This is a genomic window from Arcobacter sp. L (genome assembly GCF_000284235.1).
Taxonomy (GTDB): Bacteria; Campylobacterota; Campylobacteria; order Campylobacterales; family Arcobacteraceae; genus Aliarcobacter; species Aliarcobacter defluvii.
Genome location: NC_017192.1, coordinates 2,823,262 through 2,849,518, shown reverse-complemented (window position 1 = coordinate 2,849,518; position 26,257 = coordinate 2,823,262). Strand labels below are relative to the sequence as shown.

Annotated in this window: 22 protein-coding genes and 2 rRNA genes; 8 read left to right on the top strand and 16 right to left on the bottom strand. The window is 30.0% G+C overall.

Annotation, left to right across the window (positions count from 1 at the left end; genetic code table 11):
* The first annotated feature begins 68 nt into the window (after nt 1–68).
* Together ABLL_RS14070 and rrf are read left to right on the top strand one after the other, a co-directional pair.
* A 23S ribosomal RNA gene (locus ABLL_RS14070) occupies nt 69–2,981 on the top strand.
* 167 nt (nt 2,982–3,148) lie between these two features.
* Nucleotides 3,149–3,264: ribosomal RNA gene (gene rrf, locus ABLL_RS14065) — 5S ribosomal RNA — on the top strand.
* 414 nt (nt 3,265–3,678) lie between these two features.
* Here rrf and rpsU read toward each other — a convergent pair.
* Nucleotides 3,679–3,891 (bottom strand): 30S ribosomal protein S21, encoded by a 213-nt coding sequence (gene rpsU / locus ABLL_RS14060; RefSeq protein WP_041655391.1) that lies wholly within the window; start codon nt 3,889–3,891, stop codon nt 3,679–3,681.
* A gap of 111 nt (nt 3,892–4,002) precedes the next feature.
* Here rpsU and moaC point away from each other — a divergent pair, with 111 nt between their 5' ends.
* Nucleotides 4,003–4,482: a cyclic pyranopterin monophosphate synthase MoaC gene (moaC, locus tag ABLL_RS14055; protein WP_014475452.1), complete on the top strand. Its 480-nt coding sequence runs from the start codon at nt 4,003–4,005 to the stop codon at nt 4,480–4,482.
* Nucleotides 4,479–4,742 carry a YbeD family protein gene (locus ABLL_RS14050; protein WP_014475451.1) on the top strand — a complete coding sequence of 88 codons (264 nt, stop codon included), beginning with the start codon at nt 4,479–4,481 and terminating at the stop codon, nt 4,740–4,742. The genes moaC and ABLL_RS14050 overlap by 4 nt, the downstream gene beginning before the upstream one ends.
* 16 nt (nt 4,743–4,758) lie before the next feature.
* On the opposite strand, the gene ABLL_RS14045 is transcribed toward ABLL_RS14050, so the two are convergent.
* The 6 genes from ABLL_RS14045 to ABLL_RS14020 are packed head-to-tail and all read right to left on the bottom strand — an operon-like array spanning nt 4,759 to nt 11,467.
* The gene (locus tag ABLL_RS14045; RefSeq protein ID WP_014475450.1) at nt 4,759–5,022 is read right to left on the bottom strand and encodes a hypothetical protein; all 264 of its coding nucleotides are present in this window, start codon (nt 5,020–5,022) and stop codon (nt 4,759–4,761) included.
* A gap of 11 nt (nt 5,023–5,033) precedes the next feature.
* The gene (gene surE / locus ABLL_RS14040) at nt 5,034–5,822 is read right to left on the bottom strand and encodes a 5'/3'-nucleotidase SurE (RefSeq protein WP_014475449.1); all 789 of its coding nucleotides are present in this window, start codon (nt 5,820–5,822) and stop codon (nt 5,034–5,036) included.
* Entirely contained in the window at nt 5,797–9,360 is a 3,564-nt protein-coding gene (dnaE, locus tag ABLL_RS14035) for a DNA polymerase III subunit alpha (protein WP_014475448.1), read from the bottom strand. Before dnaE ends, surE begins: the two co-directional genes overlap by 26 nt.
* Nucleotides 9,361–9,385: 25 nt before the next feature.
* A complete protein-coding gene (locus ABLL_RS14030) occupies nt 9,386–10,147 on the bottom strand; it encodes a patatin-like phospholipase family protein (RefSeq protein ID WP_014475447.1) in 762 nt (253 codons plus the stop codon).
* A complete protein-coding gene (locus ABLL_RS14025; protein WP_014475446.1) occupies nt 10,134–10,883 on the bottom strand; it encodes a UDP-2,3-diacylglucosamine diphosphatase in 750 nt (249 codons plus the stop codon). The genes ABLL_RS14030 and ABLL_RS14025 overlap by 14 nt, the downstream gene beginning before the upstream one ends.
* Before the next feature lie 38 nt (nt 10,884–10,921).
* Nucleotides 10,922–11,467: a DJ-1 family glyoxalase III gene (locus tag ABLL_RS14020; RefSeq protein WP_014475445.1), complete on the bottom strand. Its 546-nt coding sequence runs from the start codon at nt 11,465–11,467 to the stop codon at nt 10,922–10,924.
* Nucleotides 11,468–11,621: 154 nt separating this feature from the next.
* On the opposite strand from ABLL_RS14020, the gene ABLL_RS14015 reads away from it, so the two are divergent.
* Both ABLL_RS14015 and ABLL_RS14010 read left to right on the top strand, forming a co-directional pair.
* Nucleotides 11,622–12,287, top strand: coding sequence for a FlgO family outer membrane protein (locus ABLL_RS14015; RefSeq protein WP_014475444.1), 666 nt, complete (start codon nt 11,622–11,624; stop codon nt 12,285–12,287).
* A gap of 3 nt (nt 12,288–12,290) precedes the next feature.
* The gene (locus ABLL_RS14010; protein ID WP_014475443.1) at nt 12,291–12,878 is read left to right on the top strand and encodes a FlgO family outer membrane protein; all 588 of its coding nucleotides are present in this window, start codon (nt 12,291–12,293) and stop codon (nt 12,876–12,878) included.
* Here ABLL_RS14010 and recJ read toward each other — a convergent pair.
* From recJ to ABLL_RS13990, 4 genes are all read right to left on the bottom strand, one after another.
* Entirely contained in the window at nt 12,873–14,438 is a 1,566-nt protein-coding gene (recJ, locus tag ABLL_RS14005; RefSeq protein ID WP_014475442.1) for a single-stranded-DNA-specific exonuclease RecJ, read from the bottom strand. The genes ABLL_RS14010 and recJ overlap by 6 nt on opposite strands.
* On the bottom strand, nt 14,438–16,054 hold the full coding sequence (locus tag ABLL_RS14000) for a CTP synthase (RefSeq protein ID WP_014475441.1): 1,617 nt from the start codon (nt 16,052–16,054) through the stop codon (nt 14,438–14,440). Before ABLL_RS14000 ends, recJ begins: the two co-directional genes overlap by 1 nt.
* A gap of 124 nt (nt 16,055–16,178) precedes the next feature.
* Nucleotides 16,179–17,561, bottom strand: a complete 1,383-nt coding sequence (gene ccoG / locus ABLL_RS13995; protein ID WP_014475440.1) for a cytochrome c oxidase accessory protein CcoG — start codon at nt 17,559–17,561, stop codon at nt 16,179–16,181.
* 99 nt (nt 17,562–17,660) lie between these two features.
* Nucleotides 17,661–18,491, bottom strand: a complete 831-nt coding sequence (locus ABLL_RS13990; protein WP_014475439.1) for a hypothetical protein — start codon at nt 18,489–18,491, stop codon at nt 17,661–17,663.
* A 192-nt stretch (nt 18,492–18,683) separates the two neighbouring features.
* On the opposite strand from ABLL_RS13990, the gene ABLL_RS13985 reads away from it, so the two are divergent.
* Nucleotides 18,684–19,706, top strand: a complete 1,023-nt coding sequence (locus ABLL_RS13985; protein ID WP_014475438.1) for a thioredoxin fold domain-containing protein — start codon at nt 18,684–18,686, stop codon at nt 19,704–19,706.
* A gap of 33 nt (nt 19,707–19,739) precedes the next feature.
* Here ABLL_RS13985 and mnmG read toward each other — a convergent pair whose 3' ends face one another.
* On the bottom strand, nt 19,740–21,611 hold the full coding sequence (mnmG, locus tag ABLL_RS13980) for a tRNA uridine-5-carboxymethylaminomethyl(34) synthesis enzyme MnmG (RefSeq protein ID WP_014475437.1): 1,872 nt from the start codon (nt 21,609–21,611) through the stop codon (nt 19,740–19,742).
* Nucleotides 21,612–21,758: 147 nt separating this feature from the next.
* Here mnmG and ribE point away from each other — a divergent pair, with 147 nt between their 5' ends.
* Complete coding sequence (gene ribE, locus ABLL_RS13975; protein ID WP_014475436.1) at nt 21,759–22,379, top strand: riboflavin synthase; 621 nt, start codon at nt 21,759–21,761, stop codon at nt 22,377–22,379.
* Here ribE and mreC read toward each other — a convergent pair.
* Genes mreC through lpxA form a run of 4 tightly spaced genes read right to left on the bottom strand, consistent with a single transcriptional unit; the run spans nt 22,369 to nt 26,249 of the window.
* Nucleotides 22,369–23,193 carry a rod shape-determining protein MreC gene (gene mreC / locus ABLL_RS13970; RefSeq protein ID WP_014475435.1) on the bottom strand — a complete coding sequence of 275 codons (825 nt, stop codon included), beginning with the start codon at nt 23,191–23,193 and terminating at the stop codon, nt 22,369–22,371. The two genes, ribE and mreC, sit on opposite strands and share 11 nt — an antisense overlap.
* Entirely contained in the window at nt 23,193–24,224 is a 1,032-nt protein-coding gene (locus ABLL_RS13965; protein ID WP_014475434.1) for a rod shape-determining protein, read from the bottom strand. The genes mreC and ABLL_RS13965 overlap by 1 nt, the downstream gene beginning before the upstream one ends.
* A 13-nt stretch (nt 24,225–24,237) precedes the next feature.
* The gene (gene clpX / locus ABLL_RS13960; RefSeq protein ID WP_014475433.1) at nt 24,238–25,455 is read right to left on the bottom strand and encodes an ATP-dependent Clp protease ATP-binding subunit ClpX; all 1,218 of its coding nucleotides are present in this window, start codon (nt 25,453–25,455) and stop codon (nt 24,238–24,240) included.
* 11 nt (nt 25,456–25,466) lie between these two features.
* Nucleotides 25,467–26,249: an acyl-ACP--UDP-N-acetylglucosamine O-acyltransferase gene (lpxA, locus tag ABLL_RS13955; protein ID WP_014475432.1), complete on the bottom strand. Its 783-nt coding sequence runs from the start codon at nt 26,247–26,249 to the stop codon at nt 25,467–25,469.
* Nucleotides 26,250–26,257 lie beyond the last annotated feature (8 nt).

Below are 26,257 nucleotides of genomic sequence, written 5' to 3'. Positions count from 1 at the left end.
ATAATATGTTTAATAAGATAGTAGCCAAAGAATATTATCAAAAAGCGATAGAGTTTAACTCTATTTATTAATAAGCTATTAAGGGCTAATGGTGGATGCCTAGACTGTAAGAGGCGATGAAAGACGTATTAGGCTGCGATAAGCCTCGGGGAGCTGCCAAAGAGCTTTGATCCGGGGATTTCTGAATGGGGCAACCCAGTATATAGAGATATATATTACCCTACGGGGAGCTAACCTGGTGAAGTGAAACATCTCAGTAGCCAGAGGAAGAGAAATCAAACGAGATTCCGTCAGTAGCGGCGAGCGAAAGCGGATTAGGACAAACCCAATGCTTGCATTGGGGGTTGTAGGACCATAATGTGAGACTAAAGAGGATAGATGAAATACTTGGAAAAGTGTAGCATAGAAGGTGAAACTCCTGTAATTTAAATTCTCAATAGCTCTAATGGTATCCTGAGTAGGTCGGAACACGTGATATTTTGACTGAAACTGGGGGGACCACCCTCCAATCCTAAATACTACTTACAGATCGATAGTGAACAAGTACCGTGAGGGAAAGGTGAAAAGTACTCCAGCGAGGAGAGTGAAATAGAACCTGAAACCATTAGCTTACAATCATTCAGAGCCCTATGATTTATCAGGGTGATGGACTGCCTTTTGCATAATGAGCCTGCGAGTTGTGGTATCTGGCAAGGTTAAGTCAAGTACGAAGCCGTAGCGAAAGCGAGTCTTAATAGGGCGAATTAGTCAGATGCTGCAGACCCGAAACGAAGTGATCTATCCATGAGCAGGTTGAAGCTGGTGTAAGAGCCAGTGGAGGACCGAACCGATAGGCGTTGAAAAGTCTCCGGATGACTTGTGGATAGGGGTGAAAGGCCAATCAAACTTCGTGATAGCTGGTTCTCTCCGAAATATATTTAGGTATAGCCTTGTGTTGTAGCATATGGGGGTAGAGCACTGAATGGGCTAGGGCTGCTTACCGCGGTACCAAACCCTATCAAACTATGAATACCATATGTGGAATCACAGGAGTCAGGCGGTGGGTGATAAAATCAATCGTCGAGAGGGGAACAACCCAGACTAACAGCTAAGGTCCCTAAGTTACATCTAAGTGGAAAACGATGTGGAGTTACTGTGACAACCAGGAGGTTGGCTTAGAAGCAGCCATCCTTTAAAGAAAGCGTAACAGCTCACTGGTCTAGTGATTCTGCGCGGAAAATATAACGGGGCTAAGATGTACACCGAAGCTTTAGATTCAATTTTAATTGAGTGGTAGGAGAGCGTTCTATTCAGCGTAGAAGATGTACCGGTAAGGAGCGTTGGAGCGGATAGAAGTGAGCATGCAGGCATGAGTAGCGATAATTGAGGTGAGAATCCTCAACGCCGAAAACCCAAGGTTTCCTACGCGATGCTCGTCATCGTAGGGTTAGTCGGGACCTAAGTCGAGTCCGAAAGGGGTAGACGATGGCAAATTGATTAATATTTCAATACCAACATATAAGCGCGATGTGGGGACGCATAGAGTTAATCGAGGTCACTGATGGAATAGTGGCTCGAAGGACGTAGGCTGTTACTTAGGCAAATCCGGGTAACGTTAGGCCGAGATCTTACAGGCTCTTGACACTCTTCGGAGGAGATGGAGAATCGATGATACTGTCGTGCCAAGAAAAGCCACTAAGTATATTATATGTTGCCCGTACCGTAAACCGACACAGGTGGGTGGGATGAGTATTCTAAGGCGCGTGGAAGAACCCTGGTTAAGGAACTCTGCAAACTAGCACCGTATCTTCGGTATAAGGTGTGCCTACTATTGTATATGGACTTGCTCCAAAAAGCGATAGAGGTTGCAACAAAGAGTCCCTCCCGACTGTTTACCAAAAACACAGCACTTTGCTAACACGTAAGTGGATGTATAAGGTGTGACGCCTGCCCGGTGCTCGAAGGTTAACTGATGATGTCAGCGCAAGCGAAGCATTTGATTGAAGCCCGAGTAAACGGCGGCCGTAACTATAACGGTCCTAAGGTAGCGAAATTCCTTGTCGGTTAAATACCGACCTGCATGAATGGCGTAACGAGATGGGAGCTGTCTCAACCAGGGATCCAGTGAAATTGTAGTGGAGGTGAAAATTCCTCCTACCCGCGGAAAGACGGAAAGACCCCGTGCACCTTTACTACAGCTTGACACTGTAGCTTGGATATTCATGTGCAGGATAGGTGGGAGGCTATGATATATGGACGCAAGTACATATGGAGCCATCCTTGAGATACCACCCTTGAATATTTGAGTTACTAACTGCGTACAATTATCTTGTATCAGGACAATGTCTGGTGGGTAGTTTGACTGGGGCGGTCGCCTCCTAAAAAGTAACGGAGGCTTACAAAGGTTAGTTCATGGCGGATGGAAATCGCCAGTTGAGTATAATGGCATAAACTAGCTTGACTGTGAGACATACAAGTCGAACAGAGACGAAAGTCGGTCATAGTGATCCGGTGGTTCTGTGTGGAAGGGCCATCGCTCAAAGGATAAAAGGTACGCCGGGGATAACAGGCTGATCTCCCCCAAGAGCTCACATCGACGGGGAGGTTTGGCACCTCGATGTCGGCTCATCGCATCCTGGGGCTGAAGTAGGTCCCAAGGGTATGGCTGTTCGCCATTTAAAGCGGTACGCGAGCTGGGTTCAGAACGTCGTGAGACAGTTCGGTCCCTATCTTCCGTGGGCGTAGGAAAGTTGAAGAGATTTGTCCCTAGTACGAGAGGACCGGGATGAACGTACCACTGGTGTACCAATTGTTCTGCCAAGAGCATCGTTGGGTAGCTACGTACGGATGTGATAAGAGCTGAAAGCATCTAAGCTCGAAGCCAACTCTAAGATTAACTTTCCCTGAAGTTCCCAGCAAGACTAGCTGGTTGATAGGCTGGATGTGTAAGCGTTGTAAGGCGTTTAGCTGACCAGTACTAATAGAACGTTTGGCTTATTTTAAACAATTCTTTGGTTTACTATCTTATTAAATATATTTCTTATATTTAATATATATTGTGAAAAGACTTTAACATTATTTTTCTTAACTCCTAAACGAGTTGAGTGTAAAGAGTATTTACATATTGAATCTTTCTTTATGTTTCTTCTTACTTTTTTCACTCAACTTTGCTGGTGGCTATAGAGAAGTGGAAATACCCAGTCCCATTCCGAACCTGGAAGTCAAGCACTTCATCGCCGATAATACTGCCGGGTCCCCTGGTGGAAACGTAGGCCGCTGCCAGCTCTTGAGTTTTTTATTTACCAAGCTTTTACTAATTTGAACTTCTTTACAGTTCCTCTTAGTAGAAGCTTTTTTTTTACCCCTCTATCCTTCCACCCCTTTGTTGCTTTTTATCCTTTTATTTGGTTTGTTTATTTCCTCTTGTTTATTCACTTTGTATTACACATCACTTATTTCTATTTTATTTATTTTACAATGCATTATTTTTTAGATTTTATTTTATTTAGTTTTAGATGAACTATATTTAGCTTAGAAGGGCATTTCTTCTTTTTGGAGTACTTATTATTGAATTATTACTTTTTATACTTTTTAGCGATTTATTTATTATTTAGAGGTCTTTTATTTTTTTTATATTTTTACATAAAAAAAGGGAAGAAATTATTCATTCCTCCCCCTTCTTCTTTACAAATCAAAATATTATAATCTTGATTCGTATCTTCTTAGCATGTATAATCTTTTTAACATTTTCTTTCTAGCAGATATTTTTTGTTTTTTTCTGATCTCTGTCATTGGCTCAAAATATCTTCTAGCTCTAGTTTCAGTAACAATAAGATTTCTATCACATTGTTTCTTAAACCTTCTATAAGCTTCGTCAAAAGATTCGCTATCTTTAACTTTAATGCCTGGCACTAAAATCACCCTCTTTCTTTTTAAATTTAGGTGTTGATTATATTTAAAGTTTACTTAATTCTTATTTAACTTATTTTTGAATAGAATAAACTTTTAGAATAAAGGAAAATCTTGGAATTAACTCATTTAGATAATAATAATAGACCAAAAATGGTTGATGTTTCAGATAAAAATGAAACAAAAAGAGTAGCAATTGCTTCTGGTGAAATAAAAATGTCTAAAGAAGCTTATGATGCAATAATTTCAAATAATACAAAAAAAGGTCCAGTTTTACAAACAGCTGTAATAGCTGCTATAATGGGTGTGAAAAAAACATCAGATTTAATTCCTATGTGTCATCCTTTATTATTAAGTGGTATTAATTGTGATATTGAAGAACAACCAAGTAAACAAGGATTTAAGTTAATTGTTACAGCAAAATTAAATGGACAAACTGGTGTTGAAATGGAAGCATTAACAGGCGTTTCTATTGGTTTATTAACTATTTATGATATGGTAAAAGCAATTGATAAATCAATGATTATTTCTAACATTCAGTTAGAAAGTAAATCAGGTGGAAAAAGTGGAAATTTTAAAAGAGAGCAAATATGATTGATTTAAGTAAAGAAAAATTGGAATTAAATTACCCATGTAATTGGGAATATAAACTTATTGTTTTAGAACATATAAATATAAAATCTACTGTAAAAGATGTTATTTTAGATAGAGAACATAAAGTAAATGAATCGAAAGTTAGTAGTAAGGGAAAATATAAAAGTTATACTTTAGAAATGTTAGTACACAATGAAGATGATAGAAAAGAGATTTATAAAATGTTAGGTGACCATTCTAATATTAAAATGGTTTTATGATATAAATTAGTATCTTTTATTCAAAAGATACTAACTCTTTTTTGATTTTTTCTTGATTTAATTTCTTTTTTGCAACTTTATAATGTTCGTTAATCTTGTCATCATCATCTTTTATTAAAGTTTTTATTTCATCAAGTGATTTTCCTTCTTCAAAAGCTACAAAAACTTTGTACTCTTTTTTAGTAAATTTTCTTTTTAGAACTTCTTGTAATTCATCCTCTGGTCTTAATGTTCCAACAAGTTTATCAATATGTTTTAATAAAGATTCTGTAAAATTCATAAAATTCCCTTTTATTTAGTTAACCAATTTTCCATTGATTTTATATCATTATAAGAAGTCATATCAAGCATAACAGGTGTAATTGATACATAATTAGCTTTTATTGCTTCAAAGTCACAATCTTTATTTTGTGATTCTCTCCAAATTAGTGGATGCAAACCAATCCAATAAAACTCTTCTCCTCTTGGATTAAGATGTCTATGTGTATCATTACCATATTCTCTATATCCAGCTTTAGTAACTTTTATTCCATTACATTCATCAGCTTTGATTGGTGGAATATTAACATTTAAAAACTTTCTTTCATCTAATGGAAAATTGTTGCTAAAAATATTTGTAACAAGTTCTATAATAGTTTTTTTAGCTAATTCAAAATCCCAATTATTTTGTATATCTTGACATCTATCACGGCAAACTTGAGAAATTGCAATTGCTGGAACTCCATGAATAACTGCTTCCATTGCTCCAGCTGCAGTTCCACTGTAAGTTATATCTTCACCCATATTTGCACCTATGTTTATTCCACTTATTACTAAATCAGGTTTATAACCTTCTTTAAATAGATTACTAATTGAAATAAATACACAATCAGTTGGACTTCCATCATCAATTTTGTAAAAATCATCTTTTAAACAATCCATTCTAAGTGGTTTATCTAAAGTTAAAGAGTGCCCACATGCTGATTTATTTTTTGCCGGAGCTACAACTATAATTTTTGCAATAGAACTTAAAGCTTCAATTAAAGCTTTTAATCCAACTGCATCAAATCCGTCATCATTTGTTAGTAGTATCTGTTTCATCTACTATATAAGCTCCTTCTATTTTGTATATTAAATTTTCTATATTTGATGTTACTTTGAAACCTGTTTCAAGTTCTAGGTCTGCTAATTTTGATTTTATTAGAAGTTTTAATTCTCTTTTCCCTTGATTTTCAACTACAATTTCTAGTAGTTTGTATATTGTATTTTCATCATTTGAAAAAGGTAATGCTATTGTCAATGGTGGTTCTTGAATCTCTTTTTGTTTTGTTTTTACTTTTTCTTTTTGTGCATCTAAAATAGTTTCAATTTTTAAGATATTCATTCTTGTAAAATTTTCATCTTTTGAAATTCTTACTTTAAAAGCAATAGGTTCTTCAAGGTTATATGATTCTTTTAACTCTTTTAATCTATCTTCAAAAAGCATAAGTTCGATTGTTCCATGGAAATCCATAATTGTTGCAATTCCAAACTTATTGCCTTTTTTAGATATTTTTTCAGTTATATTTTCAATTTTCCCCACAAATAAAGCCTGACTACCATCATCAAGTTCATCAATTTGAGATGATAGCGTATAATTAATTTTATCAATTTGTTCTCTATATTCGTCAAGTGGATGTCCTGAAACATAAAAACCTAAAGATGCTTTTTCAAGTTCTAAAATATCTTTTGGGTCAAATTCAGGAATATGTTCAAGTTCTATATCAATTTTTGTTAATTCATCACTATCTCCAAAAAGTGAACCTGTTGCCATTTTTTTTGCAGTTGCAGCTTTCCCTACTGTTTCAACAATTTTCTCAATTTGATCAAGAAGTGCACGTCTTGAGTATCCAAAACTATCAAAAGCTCCTGCTTTTGTAAGAGACTCAATAACTCTTTTATTTACTTTACTTCCATCAATTCTAGAAATAAAATCTGCTAAATCAGTAAATGGACCATCATTTCTTGCATTTAATATAGATTTTATAGCTACATCTCCTGCCCCTTTAATTGCTCCCATTCCAAACATAACAACTTCTTTTCCATCAATTTGTTTTGCTGAGAAAACTAAATCTGATTTATTGATATCAGGTGGAAATAAATCAAGTCCTAATCTTTTTACTTCATCGACATATTTTACAACTTTATCAGTATTATCTTTTTCAAGTGTTAAAAGTGCTGCCATAAATTCAGCTGGATAGTAGCATTTTAAATAAGAAGTATAAAAAGTTACAAGAGCGTAAGCTGCTGAGTGAGATTTATTAAATCCATATCCAGCAAATTTTACAATCAGGTCAAATAGTTCTTCACAATGCTCTTTTACAAATCCTTTTTTAACTCCACCATCTGCAAACTCACCTTTTAGTCTATCCATCTCTTCTTTGATTTTTTTACCCATAGCCCGTCTAACTAAATCGGCTCCTCCAAGTGAAAAACCTCCAATAGATTGCACGATTTGCATAACTTGCTCTTGGTAAACAATAACTCCATAAGTCGTTTCAAGTATGGGTCTTAATGGACCATCAAACTCATCATAGAAGTAATTAATTTCTGCACGTCCATGTTTTCTATCAATAAAGTCATCAAGCATTCCTGATTCCATAGGTCCTGGTCTATAAAGTGCAAGAACGGCGATAACATCTTCAAAATTTGATGGTTTTAATCTTTTACATAAATCTTGCATACCATCAGACTCTATTTGGAATAGTCCAATTGTATTTCCTGTTTGAATTAGGTCATAAACACCTTTGTCATTTACATCTGTTGTGATGAAATTTACACGTTTTCCGTGACGTTGTTCGATTAGTTTATTTGCTTCTTCAATAACAGTTAGAGTTTTTAAACCTAAAAAGTCGAATTTAATTAAGTCAACGTCTTCTACATATTTTCCATTATATTGAGTTGCTAAAGTATCCAAACCACTAGGTTTAAAAAGTGGAGTTTTTTTCCATAAAGGTTCATTTGAAATAACAACTCCAGCTGCGTGAGTTCCTGCATTTCTATTTAGTCCTTCAAGTGCTAAAGCATATTCCCAAACCCTTGCTGCTTGTGGGTCTGCTTCACAAAGTTCTTTTATCTTTGGTTCTTTTTCCCAAGAGTTCTTTAAATCTATTCCTAATTCATCTGGAATTAGTTTTGCCATGGCATCTGCTTTTGCATAAGGCATATCAAGTACTCTTGCAACGTCTCTAATAACTCCTTTTGCTAAAAGCTTACCAAAAGTGATAATTTGAGCAACGTTAGCTCGACCGTATTGTTGAACAACATAATCTATAATCTCTCCTCTTCTACTTTGACAGAAATCCATATCAATATCGGGCATGGATACCCTTTCTGGATTTAGGAATCTCTCAAAAAGTAAACCATAAGGAATAGGGTCAATATCTGTGATTTTTAAAGAAAAGGCAACTAAACTTCCTGCTGCTGAACCCCTTCCCGGACCAACTGGAATACCCATTCTTTTTGCAACAATAACGAAATCCCAAACGATAAGCATATATCCTGGGAATTTCATATTATTGATAATTTCTATTTCAACTTCAAGTCTATCTCTGTACTCTTGATGATGCTCCTCGGGAACTATTTTTAATCTATCTTCTAATCCCATTCGACATTCATGCATAAATAAAATTTTGTCATTTTCAAGAGAATATTCAAGTTCAGGTTCAGGTAGTGTTAAACCAGCTTCCGCTGATTTTTGTCTTGTAAATTTGAAATTTGGAGGAGTAGGATTTCCTAATTTTATAGTTAGATTACACTTATCTGCTATTTCTTGTGTAGCTTCAATAGCTTCAGGAATATCAGCATAAAGTTTTGCTATTTGTTCTGGCGATTTTAGATAAAACTCATGAACACTATGTCTTAATCTATTTGGGTCATCATAAAGTTTATTCATTGCAATACACATAAATGCTTCATGTGCATCGGCATCTTTTTGTTCTAAATAGTGTGTATCATTTGTAGCAACAACTTTTATTCCAGTTTCTTGTGAAATTCTTAAAATCTGGTCATCAACAAAGTGTTGGTCAGAAATTCCATGACGCATGATTTCTAAATAAAAGTCATCACCAAAAATCTCTTTGTATTCAAGTGCAATTTTTTTTGCTTCTTCATAACCTTTTGCACCGTTTTTTACATTTCTTTCGTTTTGTGTGTTTAGATGCCAGTTTACTTCACCTTGTAAACAAGCTGCACTACAAACTAAACCTTCAGAGTTTTCTCTTAAAAGTTTTTTATTAATTCTTGGATAATAGTAAAACCCATGCATATAAGCTTGAGAGCTCAAAAACATAAGATTTTTATATCCAATATCATTTTTTGCATATAAGCATAAGTGATATCTTTGTCTATTAGTTTTATCACCAATATCATCACTATTATGAATGTATGCTTCCATTCCAATAATTGGTTTTATTCCTTCATCTCTCATAGCATTATAAAAAGCAATGGCTCCAAACATGTTTCCATGGTCTGTCATGGCAACACTTGTCATTCCCATTTTTTTAACTTTTTTAGCTAGTGGTTTAATCTTATTTGCACCATCAAGTAATGAAAATTCTGTATGTAAATGTAGATGGGTAAATTGAGGTATTTGTGACATAATATAAATCTTTATAATTTTTTATTTATAGTATATCTAAAAAATGTTTTTGAGCCTCTTTAAGTCCAAGATTAAAACACTCTTGCATCTCTTTAAAAGTAAAAAGTGAAAACTCTTTTATGTGGTGTGTTCCTATATAATGGTTAGTATTTTCTATTGTATATTTATGATTTATGTGTAGTTGTTTAAATAAAATCTTTTTTGCATTTTTTATTGGACTTATTCCTTTTCTTGGATTATCTATATTTTTTGCAAATAAATCTAAAGTATGTATTTCATAACCTTTATTTTCTAAAGGTTTTATTGGTAAATTGTCAAATAAACCACCATCAATTAAATACATATTTTCATAAGTAACTGGCTTAAACAAAGGAATTAATGCACTTGATGCCATACACAAAGTAATAGTATCACCACTGTTAAAATAGTGAAGTTGATTTTTTTTTATATCATAAGCACAAACATAAACTGGTTTTGGAATATCCTCAAGTTTTTCAATAGGAAGTAATTCTTTGATGATTTTATTTGAAGAGTCGATTTTTAATAAACCATTTCTAAAAAAGTTGAATTTTAGAGTTTGTTTTATATCTTTTGATGCAAAAATCTTTAATTGTTCTTTTGCACTTATTCCACTTGCATGAGAAGCACTTATAATTGCTCCAATTGAAGAACCACTATAAGCTTTTATATCAATATTATGTTGTTCACAAAAATCTAATACTCCTAGATGAAAAGCTCCACGTGCTGCTCCACCACCTAGAACAAATGCAATATTATTTTGATTCATGTTTATCTAACCAATCAATAATTTTAAATTCTCCATCAAAAGTTTCAACAATTGCAGTACAAGACTCAACCCAGTCACCACAATTTAAATATTCAATTTCGTTGATATATCTTATTTCAGCTTTGTGAATATGTCCACAAATAATACCATCAAAACCTTTATTTTTTGCATGACTTGATAAAACTTGTTCAAAATCATTGATAAATGAAACAGAAGATTTTACGCTATCTTTTACATATTTTGAGAGTGACCAATATTTTTTTATACCAAATTTTTTTCTAAAAAAATTTAAAACAGAATTTAAATGAAGAAGTAAATCATATCCATAATCACCCAATACAGCTAACCATTTTTTGGTCATAGTAATTGAATCAAAAAAATCACCATGGGTTATAAAATATTTTTTTCCATTAATACTTTCATATTCAAGTTCATTTGAGATATTTATAGTGTTACCTAAAATTAAAGGGACAAAAGGTCTTAGAAATTCATCATGGTTACCAGTTATAAATGTAACCTTTGTACCTTTTCTTGCTTTTTTGAGAATCTTTTGAATAACATCTGAGTGTTCTTGTGGCCAGATTAACTTCCTTTTTATTGCCCAACCATCTATGATATCACCTACTAAAATAAGGTGTTCACACTCATTATGTTTAAAAAAATTTAGAAGAACTTTTGCCTTAGAAAAACGAGTTCCTAAGTGTATGTCGGAGATAAAAATGCTTTTATATTTCATAAAAGCATTTTAAATCCTTTTAATTACAATTTGATTTCTTAAACTGCTAATAAACCATTTTTTACATTTAAATATGTTTCTTCATTACAAAGAATATTTACAATCTCTAATGCAAAAATCATTGCTGTTGCTGGACCTCTTGAAGTTATTATATTGTCATCAATTACTATTGCATCATTTTTGTGGTAGCCATTTAATCTGATTTTTTGTTCAAAACTTGGATAGCAAGTATAATTTTCATTTAAAACACCCGCTTCATGAAGAGCAAAAGGTGCTGCACAAATTGCTCCAATGTGTTTATTTTTTTCTTTAAATTCTTTTAGTAGATTTTGAACATTTTTGTCTTTTGCTAGAGTATAAGCATTTGGAAGACCACCTGGTAAAACTATCATATCAAAATCATCAGAATTTATATTTTCAATTTTACAATCAGCTTCAATTTTTATATTATGTGCTCCAATAGTTTGAATATTTTCAACACCTGCTATTGTAACTTCAATATTTGCTCGTCTACAAATATCAATAATTGATATTGCTTCAATTTCTTCAAAACCATTTGAAATAGGAACTATAATTTTTGCCATTTTTTTGCCTTTTTGATTTATTGTAAATATTATATACAAAGGAAATTTAAAATTCTAAAAAATAAATAATTTTAAAGGCTTTTAATAGCGTATTATTCAAGGATATATAAGCAAATTTTAAATAAAATCTAAGCAATTATAAAAAGGGGTTTTTATGTTTAAAAATATTTCTAAAGTAGGTTTTTTAGCAACTTTACTTCTATTTTTCATCTCAGGATGTTCTTATAAAAAGATAGTTTCAAATACTGCTGTTAGTGATGATGTAATAAAAGAATATAGTAAAGTGCAAACGGCAAAGCAACATCTAGAAGTTGCAGAAGATATGCAAAAAAATGTAACTACACAAAATTCGCTAGAAGCTACAATTGCATCGCTTGCAACTCAAATTATGCAAAATAGAAAACTAGATACAAATAAACCTGTACTTATAACATCATTTGTTAGATTAGATCAATTAAAAGAAACATCTGAGTTTGGACGAGTTATAGGAGAGAGTTTGATAAATGAACTTTCAAACAGAGGTTTTAATATTATTGAATATAGAGGGCAAATGGCTGTTTCTATAAATGAACAAGGTGAATATTTTATTTCTAGAAAACCCCACGAAATCAAAAATAAAGTACCAAGTACTTATGTTGTTGTAGGAACATATTCAAGACAAGTTGGAAGAATTATTTTAAATGCTAGAGTTATTGATAATGTTACAGGTAAAATTATTTCAAGTGCAAGATCAACTTATAATCATGGTTTAACGAATGATTGTATGATGTTTAGAGATTGTGCCCCTGCAAGAACTATAAATATTATAAAAGAGCGATAATTTATGGTATTTAAATTATTAAGAATTTCGAAACTCTTTTTAGTTTCTTTTTTCTTAACACTTTTTTTTACTTCATGTTCTTATAAAAATCCAATAAGTGGTTCTAATAATTTTCATTCTTTAATTTCTGGAATGGTTGATGAATCAGCTAATAAAATCAAAAAAAATGTTTCAAATGGTGAAGTTGTTTTAGTATCAGATTTTGTTAATTTAGATAAATTAAAAAATAAATCGCAATTAGGTTTTTTATTGTCTAGTATGTTAAAAGATAAATTATCATCACTTGATATAATTGTAAAAGAGATTGAACTAGGAAAAGAGTTTGAATTTGGTCCATCTGGATTTAATCTTTTAACAAGAGAAAAAGATAAAATTGTAACAAATAAAGTTAAATCAAAATATGCAGTTGTGGGTACATATTCAATTTCTAGTAGAAGTTTAAATGTGTTTATAAAATTGATTGATATTCAAACAGGAAATATCTTATCTTCTTCTTATGGAAGAACAGATATTGATGAAGAAATTTTAGGCTTGGAAGGGACTTTAGATAAAAAAGTTTTACCTCCTCAAAGACCTTATCTTTTTTTATAAAATATCTTGAATTAAGAATTGAGGAGTTATTTCTCCTCTAAATTCATTTTTTGCAATAGAAACTATTAAATTTAAAGTTGATGATATATTTGTATTTGAATCATTAAACTTTAAAGCTTCAAAGATAATTCCATTACTATTTAGAGTTAGTTTTAAGTGATTTTTATCACGTCCAATTAAATCATATTTGACTAATGATGTATTTGAAATCTTAAAAATTGGCCTATGATTTTCTAAACCATAAGGTTCAAATTGTTCAAGTATTGATAAAAATTCCAAATCAACTGCTTCAACATCTAATTCACCTAAAGTAATTGGTTCAATATGTAAATCATTTTTGAAATTTTCTAATTCTTTATTTATTATAGTTTTAAATTCTTCAAGATTTTCTTCTTTTAATGATAATCCAGCTGCATTTTTATGTCCACCATAACCTATTAGAAGATGAGAAGCTTTAGTAATTAAATCATAAAGATTTATATTTGCATTTGCTCTTGCACTTCCTTTTGCTATTCCATTATGAATAGAAAAAATAAAAGCTGGTTTTTTATAAGAATTAGAAAGTTTTGATGCAACAATTCCTATAACTCCTTCATGCCAATTTTCTCCCCAAACTACAACAGCATTATCCTCTTTATTTGTTTTAGAATCTGCTTTTTTTGATATTTCTTCTTGTAAAGTTTTTCGATAATTATTTAACTCATCTAATAACGCTAAAGTTTCATTTGCATTGTGAGAGTTTTCAGAAAGTAAAAAATCTAAAGCAATACTTGCATCGTCCATTCTTCCTGCACTATTTAATTTAGGTGCAATAAAAAATCCAATATCATCAGAAACTAAAGAGTCTTTTGCCATTATTTCATTTAATTTTTTAAAAGCTTCTCTTGGTGATGATTTTATTTTTTTTAATCCTTGTTTTACAATTGTGTAATTAAGTGTCGTCATAGGCATAATATCAGCAATAATTGCAACACAAAGCAAGTCAAGAAATTCAGCCATATTTACATTTAAATTCATCTCTTTTTTTATAGCTGCACATAAATACCAAGCAACTTGTGCACCACAAATATCCTTAAACTCAAAATTACACTCTTTTTGTTTTGGATTGATTATTGCAAGTGCGAGGGGAATTTTATCACCAACTGTATGGTGGTCAGTAATGATTAAGTCAATATTTTTTTCTTTTAATTTTAAAGAAGCTTCATAAGCTGAGATTCCATTATCAACCGTTATTACTAAACCTTCATCAATTAAATCAACAATTTTTGTTGATAATCCATATCCATGCTCAAATCTATTCGGAATGATGTGATTAACTTTTACGTTAATTATTTTAAAAAAATCAAGCATTATAGATGTTGATACAACACCATCAACATCATAATCTCCTACAATAGTGATAGTTTCTTTATCTAATATTGCTTTTTTGATTCGTTTACTAGCAATTTGAATATCTTTGAAATTTTCAGGTGAAGGTAAATCTGCAAGTTTTGAATAAGGATTATTCAAATGTCTCGCAGAAAGAAGTTCAAAAAGTCTATTTTTTGTTATTTTAGACATTACTTTGTTTTATTTGCTTGTTTTACAAACTCTAAAATAATTGGATTAGGAGTCTCTAAATGAGATGTAAATTCTGGGTGAAATTGTACTCCCACAAACCAAGGATGATCTTTTATTTCAACTGCTTCAATTAGACCATTTGATTGACCTGATATAATCATACCAGCAGCTTCTAATTGTTCTTTATATTTAGGATTTGCTTCATATCTATGTCTGTGTCTTTCATAGTATATTTCATCATTTCCATAAGCTTTTTGTAATTTAGAACCTTTTAGTGGTTCAAATGGATATTCTCCTAATCTCATAGTTCCACCCATTGGTGATTCATGAGTTCTTAATTGTTTATTTCCACTTTGGTCTATAAATTCATCAATTAAATAAATTAATGGATTTGGTGTTTCAGGATTAAACTCAATTGAGTTTGCATCTTCAATTCCTAAAACATTTCTAGCATATTCGATAATTGAAAGTTGCATTCCTAAACAAATTCCTAAATAAGGTATTTTATTTTCTCTTGCATATTTAATAGCTTCTAATTTTCCTTTAACACCTCTATGTCCAAATCCACCAGCAACTAAAATACCATCAGCATTTCCAATGATCTCATAAACACCAGAATCTTCTATTCTTTCACTATCACACCAGTGAATATTTACTTTTGTATTTAAGTGAGCACCTGCATGAATTAAAGCTTCAATAAGTGATTTGTATGATTCTTTTAATCCTAAATATTTTCCTACAAATGCAATTGTAACTTCATCTTGAGGAACTAAAATATTTTTTACTAAAGTGTCCCATCTTTCCATATTTGGTTTGATTTTAATATTAAAATGTTCTGATAAAGGATTTAAAATTCCTTCTTTTATAAAATGAAGAGGAACTTGATAAATAGACTGTGCATCACCAGCTTCAATAACTGCATTTCTATCAATATCACAAGATAGCGCTAATTTATCTTTTAGATTTTTTGGTAACTCTTTTTCAGTTCTACAAACTAGCATATGAGGAGTAATTCCTATTCTTCTTAATTCTTGAACAGAGTGTTGAGTTGGTTTTGTTTTTAATTCACCAGCTGCTTTTATATAAGGAATTAAACTTACATGAATATTCATAGTATTTGTTTTTGGTTGCTCATGTCTAATTGCTCGAATTGACTCCATAAATGGAAGTCCTTCGATATCACCAACTGTCCCACCAAGTTCTATTATTAAAAAATCATGGTCATCAGCAGCAGCATAAATTCTACTTTTTATTTCATCAACAACGTGAGGAATTACTTGGATAGTTTTACCTAAATATCCACCTTCTCTTTCTCTTTTTATTACACTTTGATAAACTTGACCTGTCGTAAAACTATTTTTTTTAGTTAAAGTTTTATCAATAAATCTTTCATAGTTTCCTAAATCTAAATCTGTTTCAGCACCATCAGCCGTAACAAAAACTTCCCCATGTTCAAGTGGACTCATTGTTCCTGGGTCTACATTTAAGTACGGGTCAATTTTAAGCATACTTACTTTAAATCCTGATTGTTTTAATATTGTTGCAATAGAAGCAGAAGTTATACCTTTTCCTAGAGAACTAAGAACCCCACCCGTTACAAAAATGAATTTTGTCATAAAAAATACTCCATAAAATTGTTGATAAATATATAATCGCGATTGTATCTAAGTTTTGTTGATAAGTAAGTTAATTAATGTATTCAATTTTAGAGATAAGAAAGTTCTTATCTCTATATAATTTTTATTTAAGTTTATCTAATCTTGGATAGATAAATACAGCTTTTCTAAATACTTTTACTTTTTCTGGATCTTCTTTTGCAAAAGCTTTTAATGTTAAAGTAATAGGTGTATCCTTAGTATTATCACTAACTAAAACTTTATCAGTTTCTAAAATCACAACTTTTTTTGCAAGTTTTCCAGGACTTAAAGTAAATGGTTCAAATCTTGTAATTTTAATGTCTGGATGATCTACTACTTCAATATCATATGTTAAGGGAACTGCTTCTGTATTTTGGAAAAGTAATACAAAATTATTTGCAACTACATTATTCTCTTTTACTTTATAAAGTTGAGTTGTTTTATTGATATTTAAAAGCATATGCTCTTTTTCTCCACCCATTACAAATAAAAGACCAATAACAACTAATAAAGCTACAAAATACATAATAGTTGATTTTCTAACCATCTTTGTAGGAATATCATTTTTAATTGCATTAGTACTTGACCATTGAACAAGTGAAGGTTTTCCTAATTTCCCCATAACAGTTGTACAGGCATCAACACACTCTAAACAGTTGATACACTCAAGTTGTAAACCTTTTCTAATATCTATATGTGTAGGACAAACTGTTACACATGATTCACATGTTGTACATTCATTTGTTTGTTCTGGTAAATCTTTTGCTTTAAAAATGATTTTTTCTTTATTTTCATTATAGATTTGTCCACCTCTATTTGTAGAGTAAATTGCTTGATATGTATCATTATCATATAAAACAGATTGAACTCTTGAATAAGGACATATGTAAACACAAAAATCTTCTTTTAAAAATACTACATCATAGATTAAAAAAGCTGCTATTGCTAAAACAAATCCAATTAAAAATAAATGTTCAGTTGGATTTTGTAAATAAGCAAAGAAATCTTCAGGAGGAACAAAATACCACATAAAATCAGCCGCTGCAATAAGTGCTAAACAAGCCCAAATGATGATACCTATAACTTTTTTTGTTTTGTTCTCTGCTTTTGATAAGTCTGGTTCTTTTTGTTTATTTTTAATTCTTCTTAAACCTAAAAGTTTAGATTCAATTAAATCTCTGTATATTACCCTGAAAATAGTTTGAGGACATGCCCACCCACACCAAGCTCTTCCGCCTAGTGAAGTTACAGCAAAAATTCCTAAAAATAAAAGCATTAATAAAAAAGGCATTAGATATAACTCTTGCATATCAAATGCTGTTCCTAATAAATGTAACTGTTTTTTATCAAAAGATAGTAAAAAAATATGATTACCATCAATTCTAATAAATGGCATTCCTAACGCAACAATTGTTGCAATTATGTATCCATAATATCTTTTAATCCTAAATGGAGTTTTATTTAAAAACTCATTATTCTCTTTCATTTTAAAACCTTTATGATTTTTTTAAAATTTTATATAAACTAACCTTATGATTTGCATAAATAATTATAAGAATTAGTTATATTAAAATATTTAAGGTTATTATAATTGAGTTAATTTATTAAATAAAGCAATTTTTTCTTTCACCTCTAAAATCATATTATCAAGTTTCTTTATTTCAAAATTTGTGATAGTTGGATAATCCTTTATAGTTGATTCAAAATTATTTATAAGTTCATCAATATTTGAATATTTGATTACTGGAATATTTAATTTAGAAATTAATTTATCATTATAACTTTTATCTTCTCTTTTAAATAAAACAGGAAAATTACCACATGATAGCGATTCATAAGCAGTTTGTATTGAACTTGTAAGAAGATATTTTGAATTTTGTATAGTTTGAACATACTCTTCTTCATCAATAACATTTGAAAAGTGATTTTGAAATATTTTTTCATTTCCCAAAAAGAAATAATGTCCCATTAGAAGATTTAAATCAAATTTTTTTGAATCTTTTAATAAATCTAACAGTAAATTATTATAATCATCATCTCCAAAAAAAAGAGTTTTTTCAAAAATGCTATTTTCACTTTTTTTATAAAGAGTAGTATCAACTATAATATCATCATTTTTAATTTCATATAACAAAGAACAAAACTCTTCCATCTCTTTTCTCATCTCTTCATTTGTTTCATTCGAATCATAAATCAAAATATCTTTTCTTTGCATAATATTAGGAAGATTTCTTATTACATCAATATTTACATATTTTTTTATTTCTAAATTATCTTTTGCAAAAGCTCCTGCTCTAAAATCACTTGTACATAATATTGGATTAAACTCTTTTAATAAATTTGCAATGGCTGCACATCTTTTTGTCGCTTCTAATCCAATTGTATGACCACTTTTTGCATATAAATAAATTTGCATATTATAAACCTTTAAAAAAAATTAATTATTAAAATTAGTTTTATTTTATAAAAATAAAATAAATAAGCGCCTTAAAAGTAAAAATTGTATCCAAATGAAAATTACTAGAAGATTTTCTTTTAATAAGATATTTTATAATAAATATTAAAGCATAATTTATTAAAATGTATAAAATTATGATAAGGAAAATTTATGAAATCATCATTTAAAAGAGTTATGTTTTTATCTTTTTTAATAGTTACATTTTTTAATTTTAATGTAAATGCTCAAGAAGGAAAAGTTATAGGTGGTTCAATGCATGAAATACCTAGTTGGTTTAAAGAGAGCTTTTTAGATATCAAAGAAGATATTGAAGAGGCGAAAGCAAAAAATAAACATTATATGATTTTTATGGATTTAGAAGGATGTCCATATTGTGCAAAGATGTTAAAAGAAAGTTTTATTAATGAAAATAAAACAAGTGATTTTATTAAAAAATATTTTGATGTAATTGAGTTAAATGTAAAAGGGAGTAGGGAAGTTACTTGGGATGAAAATACGACTTTAACAGAAAAAGAATTAGCAGAAAAGCTTGAAATTCAATATAGTCCAACAATTTTATTTTTTGATGATAAAAAAGAGATAATTGTAAGAGTTAATGGTTATAGAAATCCATCAGATTTTAAATATATCTTGGAGTATGTTCAAGGTGAACATTATAAAAAAATGAGTTTAACTGAATATGTAAATAAAATAGAAAAACAAAATCTTTATACGTTTAAAGATAATAAAATGTTTAAAAATATCAAAGATTTATCAAAAATAAAAACACCATTAGCTGTTGTTTTTGAAGATGGTAGTTGTACTCAATGTGATTATTTTCATGATAAAGTATTAAAAAATAAAGATGTCATGGATGAGTTTAAAAAATTTACAATAGTGAGATTTGATACAAATAGTAATGATGAAATTATTGATGTCGATGGAAATAAAACAACGGCAAAACAATGGGCTCAAACGATTAATTTAGATTATAGACCTGGAATTTTACTTTATGATAATAAAAAATTAATTTCAACAATTGATGCACTTTTATATCCTTTCCATTTCAAAGAATTACTAAGATATGTAAGTGGAAAATATTATGAAAAATATCCAAAAAGTTATTTGGATTATTTAAAAGTAAGACAAGAGGAACTTTTGAAAAAAGGAATTAATATAAATCTTGGAGAATAATAGAAGAAAATAACACTTCATAAGAAGTGTTATTTATGATTTTTTATTGAATAAATTTAAGTTTAAGTGTATTATATCAAGTGCTGCTGGCGTAATTCCCGATATTAAACTTGCATTGAAAAGAGTTGGTGGTTTGTGTTTTTGAAGCTTTTCAATTACTTCATTTGATAAACCTGGTAATCCTTTATAATTAAACTCATCAGGAATCGTAGTTTTTAACATTTTTTTCATTTTTTCAATTTGTTTTTGTTGTTTTTGGATATATCTATAATATTTTGCTTCAATTATAATTTGTTCTTTTAAATATTCATCAATTTGAGTTAAACTAGGAACTAATTTATCAAATTTTGTTGAGTCTATAGTATTTCTTCCTATTAAATCTACAAGTAGAACTTTATCATTAATTTTCTCTTCACCTATTGATTCTAAAAGTTCTAAAGTCTCTTTTTTTGATGTTAACCATTCATTTGCCATAAATTCTATTGAATCATCTAAAGTTTTTCTTTTATTTTCAACTTTTGCCATAGTTTCATCATCTATCAAACCAAATTCATATCCATATTGACTTAATCTTAAATCAGCATTCTCTTCTCTTAAAAGAAGTCTATATTCAGCTCTGCTCGTGAACATTCTATATGGTTCATTAGTACCTTTAGTTACTAAATCATCTATTAAAACACCAATATATGCTTCATCTCGTCTTAAAATAAAAGGTTCTTTTTCATCTATTGCTAAACAAGCGTTTATTCCTGCTATTAGACCTTGTGCTGCAGCCTCTTCATAACCAGTTGTTGCATTTATTTGTCCAGCAAGATATAAATTTTTTATTTTTTTAGTTTCAAGTGAATGTTTTAATTCTGTTGGATCAATATAATCATATTCAATAGCATACCCATATCTTATAATTCTTGCATTTTCCAAACCTCTAACAGAGTGAATCATCTCTTTTTGTACATCAATAGGAAGTGAGCTTGACATACCATTTATATAGTATTCTGTACACATAGCTGTTTGTGGTTCTAAAAATAATTGGTGTCTATCTCGTTCAGCAAATCTATTTACTTTATCTTCAATACTTGGACAATATCTAGGTCCCAATCCTTCAATTTGCCCTGTAAAAAGTGGAGCTCTATAAAAGTTTGATGAAATAATTTCATGAGTTTTTTCATTTGTATAAGTTATATAACAAGGATATTGAGTTGGAGCAAATTTAGATTTATCTGTTCTAAATGAAAATGGTGCTGGATTTACATCTCCACCATGCATATCCATAACTGAAAAATCTATTGAATTTGCATCAATTCTTGATGGAGTACCAGTTTTTAATCTACCAACTCTTAGTCCTAACTCTTTTAACTGAGTTGATAAAGTAGTTGATGGAAGTTCCCACGCACGTCCTGCTTCGTATTTATTTTCACCAATGTGAACAAGTCCACGCATAAATGTACCTGTTGTTAAAATAACTTTTTTTGCTGTAAACTCTTCAGTTAATTTTGTTTTTACACCATATATTTCATTTTCATTTTTTACTAATAATGCAGTTACTTCGTCTTGATAAACTTCTAGATTTGGAGTATTATGACAAACTTTTCTCATGTAAGTTCTGTATTTATCCATATCAATTTGAGCTCGACTTCCTTGAACAGCTGCACCTTTAGAAGCATTTAGTATTCTAAATTGAATACCAGCATAATCAGTACAAAGACCCATCTCTCCACCAATTGCATCGAGTTCTCTAACTAAGTGTCCTTTTGCAAGACCACCAACTGCTGGGTTACAACTAGCAGCTCCAATTTGTTCAACTAACATTGTAATAAGAAGAGTTTTTTTACCCATTCTTGCGCTTGCTAGTGAGGCTTCAATTCCTGCATGACCACCTCCAACAACAATTACATCATAATCCATTTTATTCCTTTTGATTAAGAGAAAATTATATTTTGAATTTTTTATAAATCAACTGTATCTTTTTAAGTTTTATAGTAAAGTAAGTTAAAATTAGCTTCTCAACATTTTTTCGATATTATACCTAAATTTTAACAAAAGGTTTTTTAAGTGTTTACAGGACTTATACGAGAATTGGCAAAAGTTGTTAGTTTTAAAAACAATTTTTTAACTTTACATGCAAAATATCATCCAAAAACTGGAGATTCTATTGCAATTAATGGAGCATGTTTAACAGTTGTAAAAGTTACAAGTGATACATTTACAGTTGAACTTTCACCAGAATCGCAAAAAATTCTTGCAATGGAAAACTATAAAGATGAGGTTCATATGGAACCTGCAATGATGATGGGTGATAGATTTGAAGGTCATATAGTTCAAGGTCATGTAGATTGTTTAGGAACAGTTAAATCAATAAAACAAAATGGAAATTCAACAGATTTTTTTATTGCTTTACCATCTGAATATTTAAAATATATTATTCCAAAAGGAAGTGTTACAATAGATGGAGTTTCACTTACTGTAAATGAAGTTTTAAAAGACAGTTTTAGACTTACAATTATACCTCATACAATTGAAAATACAATATTTAAAAGATATAAAATAGGTACAAAAGTAAATCTTGAAACAGATATGTTTGCAAGATATATTTATAATATGTTTAATATTAATAGTGATAAAAAAGCTGGATTATCATGGAAAGATGTAGATAGAATAATGGCTAATTATTAGGCGATTTTTCTATCTCATTGGTTTTTTTTGAGTTTTCTTCTTTATTTTCTAGATTATTGATATTTTTATAAGTATAGAAGTATTTCTTTTTTAAAACATTTACATAAGGTTTTACTGTTGCTATTTTCATATCAGGTAAATTTGTAATTTCTATGATTCTTCCTACTTTTAGTCCTTCATAAAAGATATTATCCATTCCTGAAGTTATTACTTCATCTCCTTTATTAATTTCAGACCAAATAGGAATGAATTTTATAAGTAATTCATCTGGAGTTTCACCTGCTGTGATGATACCTGGATTTTTACCTTCACCAATAAATACAGCATAAGAACAATCTTTATTACCATTTAATAAACCAACAGCTCTTCCATTTTTATTTACTACAATTCCAGCAGCATTGTTTTCAGTGATTAAACCTAAGATTTTGTCATCTTGAGGAACTTTATCTAGCCAAACTTTAGTAAAGTCATTAAAATTTATATAAGATAAAACTTTTACAAGTTCAATTTCTGGTTTAATTTCTGTTACTTCAACATGAACTAAAAATTCTTTTATTGCATCCAATTGTTTTTGAGTTGTATTATAAAGAATTTTATACTCTTTTAACTCATTATTTTCAGCTCTTAAATCTTCTATTGTTTTTGCTTGATTAAAATGTTTTTCAATATTAGTTGATATATTTATAACTTTATTTATGTAAGATATTTTTAAATCATTAAAAAAAGTAAATTTTTTAACAAGTAGCTCATCTATCTCAAAAATATAAGATAAACTTGCTACAACAAATAAAAAAATAAATACAAATTTACGCATTAGTTATTTGTAATAAGTTTTAATAATTCCGGTTCATCAAGAACTTGACTTGTTCCATAAGCTACTGATAATAAAGGTTCATTAGCTATTTTTACAGGTAGTTTAATAATTTCAGCTAAATAAGTATCTAAACCTCGAATTAATGCTCCCCCACCAGTGATAATAACACCATTATCCACAATATCACTCGCTAAATCAGGTGGCATATTTTCAAGAACACTTTTAATAGCAGATACAATCTCTTTTAGTGGTTCTTTTATTGCAATTCTTACACCTTCACTTCCAAGTTCAATAGTTGAAAGAAGACCAGAATTATCTCTTCCTTTTACTTTCATTTTTAGTTCAGTATCAAGTTTTATAGCTGTACCAATCTCTATTTTAATATTTTCAGCAGTTCTTTCACCAATAAATAAATTATAGTTTTGTCTTACATGTTCCATAATTGATTTATCAAATTTATCACCTGCAACTTTAATTGATTTACATAAAACTAAACCACCTAAAGATGTTACTCCAATTTCTGTAGTTCCTCCACCTATATCAACCACAACATAACCAGATGGATCTGATACAGGAATTCCAGCACCAATTGCAGCTGCCATTGGTTCTTCAACTAAAAATACTTCTCTTGCTCCTGCACTCATAGCTGACTCTTCAACAGCTTTTTTTTCAACTTGAGTAATACCATATGGGATACAAATAATAATTCTAGGACGAATAAAAGATTTTCTAGAATGAGCCTTTTCAATAAAGTATCTAATCATCCTTTCAGTCATTTCAAAATCTGCAATAACACCATCTTGCATTGGTCGAACAGCTTGAATATTTAAAGGAGTTTTTCCAATCATTTGTTTAGCTTCTTGTCCAACAGCTAAAATTCTATCTTTACCTTGTCTATCACTTTGAACTGCAACAACTGATGGTTCATTGATTATAATTCCTTTACCTCGAACAGAAACGATTGTATTTGCAGTTCCCAAATCAATCGCCATATCATTTGAAAAGAGACCTATTAATTTATCTAAAAACACTTTTATATCCTTTTTATGCTACTTTTGGTTCTTCAGTTTTTTGAACAACTTCTTTTGTTATGGTTACTGTTTTATTTCTATATTTTGGAAGATCAAACATAATATCAAGCATAATATCTTCTAAAATTGATCTTAATCCTCTTGCTCCTGTTTTTCTAGCAATTGCAAGTTTAGCTAACTCTTTTAATGCATCTTTTTCAAATTCTAATTTAACTTCATCCATTTCAAAGAGTTTTATATATTGTTTAATAAGAGCATTTTTAGGTTCTGTTAAAATATGAACCATATCATCTTCAGTTATTTCATTTAAAGTTGCAATCATATGTAATCTTCCAATTAATTCTGGAATTAATCCATATTTTACTAAATCATCAGTTTCAACTTTTGAAATAATTTTATCTTGCTCATTTTTTGTTTTTTTATCTTGATTAAATCCAAGAATATTTGCACCTTCTTTTTTCTTGATAATATCTTCAAGTCCATCAAAGGCACCACCACAAATAAATAAAATATTTGTCGTATCAACTTGAAGTGCATCTTGACCAGGATGTTTTCTTCCACCTTTTGGCGGAACATTTACAACACTTCCTTCAACAATTTTTAATAAAGCTTGTTGAACTCCTTCTCCTGAAACATCTCTAGTGATACTTCTATTTTCACTCATACGTGCAACTTTATCAACTTCATCAATAAAAATAATTCCACGTTCAGCTTTTTTGATATCACCATCTGCTGCTTGAACAAGTCTAGTAACAACATTTTCAACATCATCACCTACATATCCAGCTTCAGTTAAACTTGTTGCATCAGCAATTGCTAAAGGAACATCTAAATATTTAGAAATAGTTTGAGCTAAAAGAGTTTTTCCAGAACCTGTTGGTCCAATTAATAAAACATTTGATTTATTTAATTCTGTATCATCATCTATTTCATGATGTCTAAATATTCTTTTATAGTGGTTATAAACTGCAACTGATAAAACTTTTTTTGCTCTTTCTTGACCAATTACATATTCATCAAGTATTTTTTTTAATTCAGCTGGAGTTTTTATTTTTATTTCTTTTAGTTCACTTGCTTCGATTTTATTATTTTCTTCAATTGGAAGATTACCATTCATTATCTCATGTGCAGCATTTACACAAGCTCTACAAATACAAGCATTGTCACCAGCAATTACTGGATTATCTTTTGTATCTGTTGCACCACAAAAATCACATATTATTTTACTCATATTTTACTCGTTTATTTTCTATTGAAAGGAATACCTCTTTTTGTATTTAATACAAAACTAGCTAATTCTTTTACATATTTATTTTCATTTGTTTCAAATAACTCATGTGCTACTTCTTGCAAAGGTTTTCCTGATTCGAAAAGTTCTTTATACGCAAATTTTATAGCATCAATATCTTCTCTATTATCAAATCTTCTTCTAAGACCTGTTAAGTTTAATCCTCTAAGAACAGCTTTATTACCTTCTGCTAAACAAAATGGAGGGATGTCTTGTGCAACAGCTGATGCTCCACCAACCATAACTTGTGTTCCAATTTTACAAAATTGATGCACTGGAGTTAATCCACCAATTACAACAAAATCTGCACATTCAACATGACCAGCAAGTGTCGCACCATTTGCAAAAATACAATTATCCCCAATAATACAATCATGTGCAACGTGAGTATATCCCATAAATAGGTTGTTACTTCCTATTTTAGTAATTGAACCACCACCAATTGTTCCTGGATTAAATAAAGTGTATTCTCTAATTTTATTGTTATCTCCAATAATTAATTCAACATCTTCACCATTAAATTTTAAATCTTGAGGAATTGTTCCAATTGTTGCATGTGAGAAAATATGATTGTTTTTACCAATTGTAGTTTTTCCTTCAATAACTGTATGTGAATCAATAATTGTTCCATCACCAATTTTTACATCTTTACCAATAATTGTGTATGCTCCAATTGTGATATTGTCTCCTAAAGTAGCTCCATCTTCAATTATTGCTGTTTTGTGAATGTTATTCATTTATTTGC

What these genes read in the sequence shown, in the direction of transcription:
- ABLL_RS14050 (WP_014475451.1), top strand. Translation starts at nt 4,479, where the DNA reads ATGATTGATTTAAGTAAAGAAAAATTGGAATTAAATTACCCATGTAAT.
- ABLL_RS14000 (WP_014475441.1), bottom strand. Translation starts at nt 16,054, where the DNA reads ATGACAAAATTCATTTTTGTAACGGGTGGGGTTCTTAGTTCTCTAGGA.
- lpxA (WP_014475432.1), bottom strand. Translation starts at nt 26,249, where the DNA reads ATGAATAACATTCACAAAACAGCAATAATTGAAGATGGAGCTACTTTA.
- ABLL_RS14015 (WP_014475444.1), top strand. Translation starts at nt 11,622, where the DNA reads ATGTTTAAAAATATTTCTAAAGTAGGTTTTTTAGCAACTTTACTTCTA.
- ABLL_RS13985 (WP_014475438.1), top strand. Translation starts at nt 18,684, where the DNA reads ATGAAATCATCATTTAAAAGAGTTATGTTTTTATCTTTTTTAATAGTT.
- ccoG (WP_014475440.1), bottom strand. Translation starts at nt 17,561, where the DNA reads ATGAAAGAGAATAATGAGTTTTTAAATAAAACTCCATTTAGGATTAAA.
- ABLL_RS14025 (WP_014475446.1), bottom strand. Translation starts at nt 10,883, where the DNA reads ATGAAATATAAAAGCATTTTTATCTCCGACATACACTTAGGAACTCGT.
- mreC (WP_014475435.1), bottom strand. Translation starts at nt 23,193, where the DNA reads ATGCGTAAATTTGTATTTATTTTTTTATTTGTTGTAGCAAGTTTATCT.
- ABLL_RS14030 (WP_014475447.1), bottom strand. Translation starts at nt 10,147, where the DNA reads ATGAATCAAAATAATATTGCATTTGTTCTAGGTGGTGGAGCAGCACGT.
- clpX (WP_014475433.1), bottom strand. Translation starts at nt 25,455, where the DNA reads ATGAGTAAAATAATATGTGATTTTTGTGGTGCAACAGATACAAAAGAT.
- ABLL_RS13990 (WP_014475439.1), bottom strand. Translation starts at nt 18,491, where the DNA reads ATGCAAATTTATTTATATGCAAAAAGTGGTCATACAATTGGATTAGAA.
- surE (WP_014475449.1), bottom strand. Translation starts at nt 5,822, where the DNA reads ATGAAACAGATACTACTAACAAATGATGACGGATTTGATGCAGTTGGA.
- ABLL_RS14010 (WP_014475443.1), top strand. Translation starts at nt 12,291, where the DNA reads ATGGTATTTAAATTATTAAGAATTTCGAAACTCTTTTTAGTTTCTTTT.
- mnmG (WP_014475437.1), bottom strand. Translation starts at nt 21,611, where the DNA reads ATGGATTATGATGTAATTGTTGTTGGAGGTGGTCATGCAGGAATTGAA.
- ABLL_RS14020 (WP_014475445.1), bottom strand. Translation starts at nt 11,467, where the DNA reads ATGGCAAAAATTATAGTTCCTATTTCAAATGGTTTTGAAGAAATTGAA.
- ABLL_RS14045 (WP_014475450.1), bottom strand. Translation starts at nt 5,022, where the DNA reads ATGAATTTTACAGAATCTTTATTAAAACATATTGATAAACTTGTTGGA.
- recJ (WP_014475442.1), bottom strand. Translation starts at nt 14,438, where the DNA reads ATGTCTAAAATAACAAAAAATAGACTTTTTGAACTTCTTTCTGCGAGA.
- dnaE (WP_014475448.1), bottom strand. Translation starts at nt 9,360, where the DNA reads ATGTCACAAATACCTCAATTTACCCATCTACATTTACATACAGAATTT.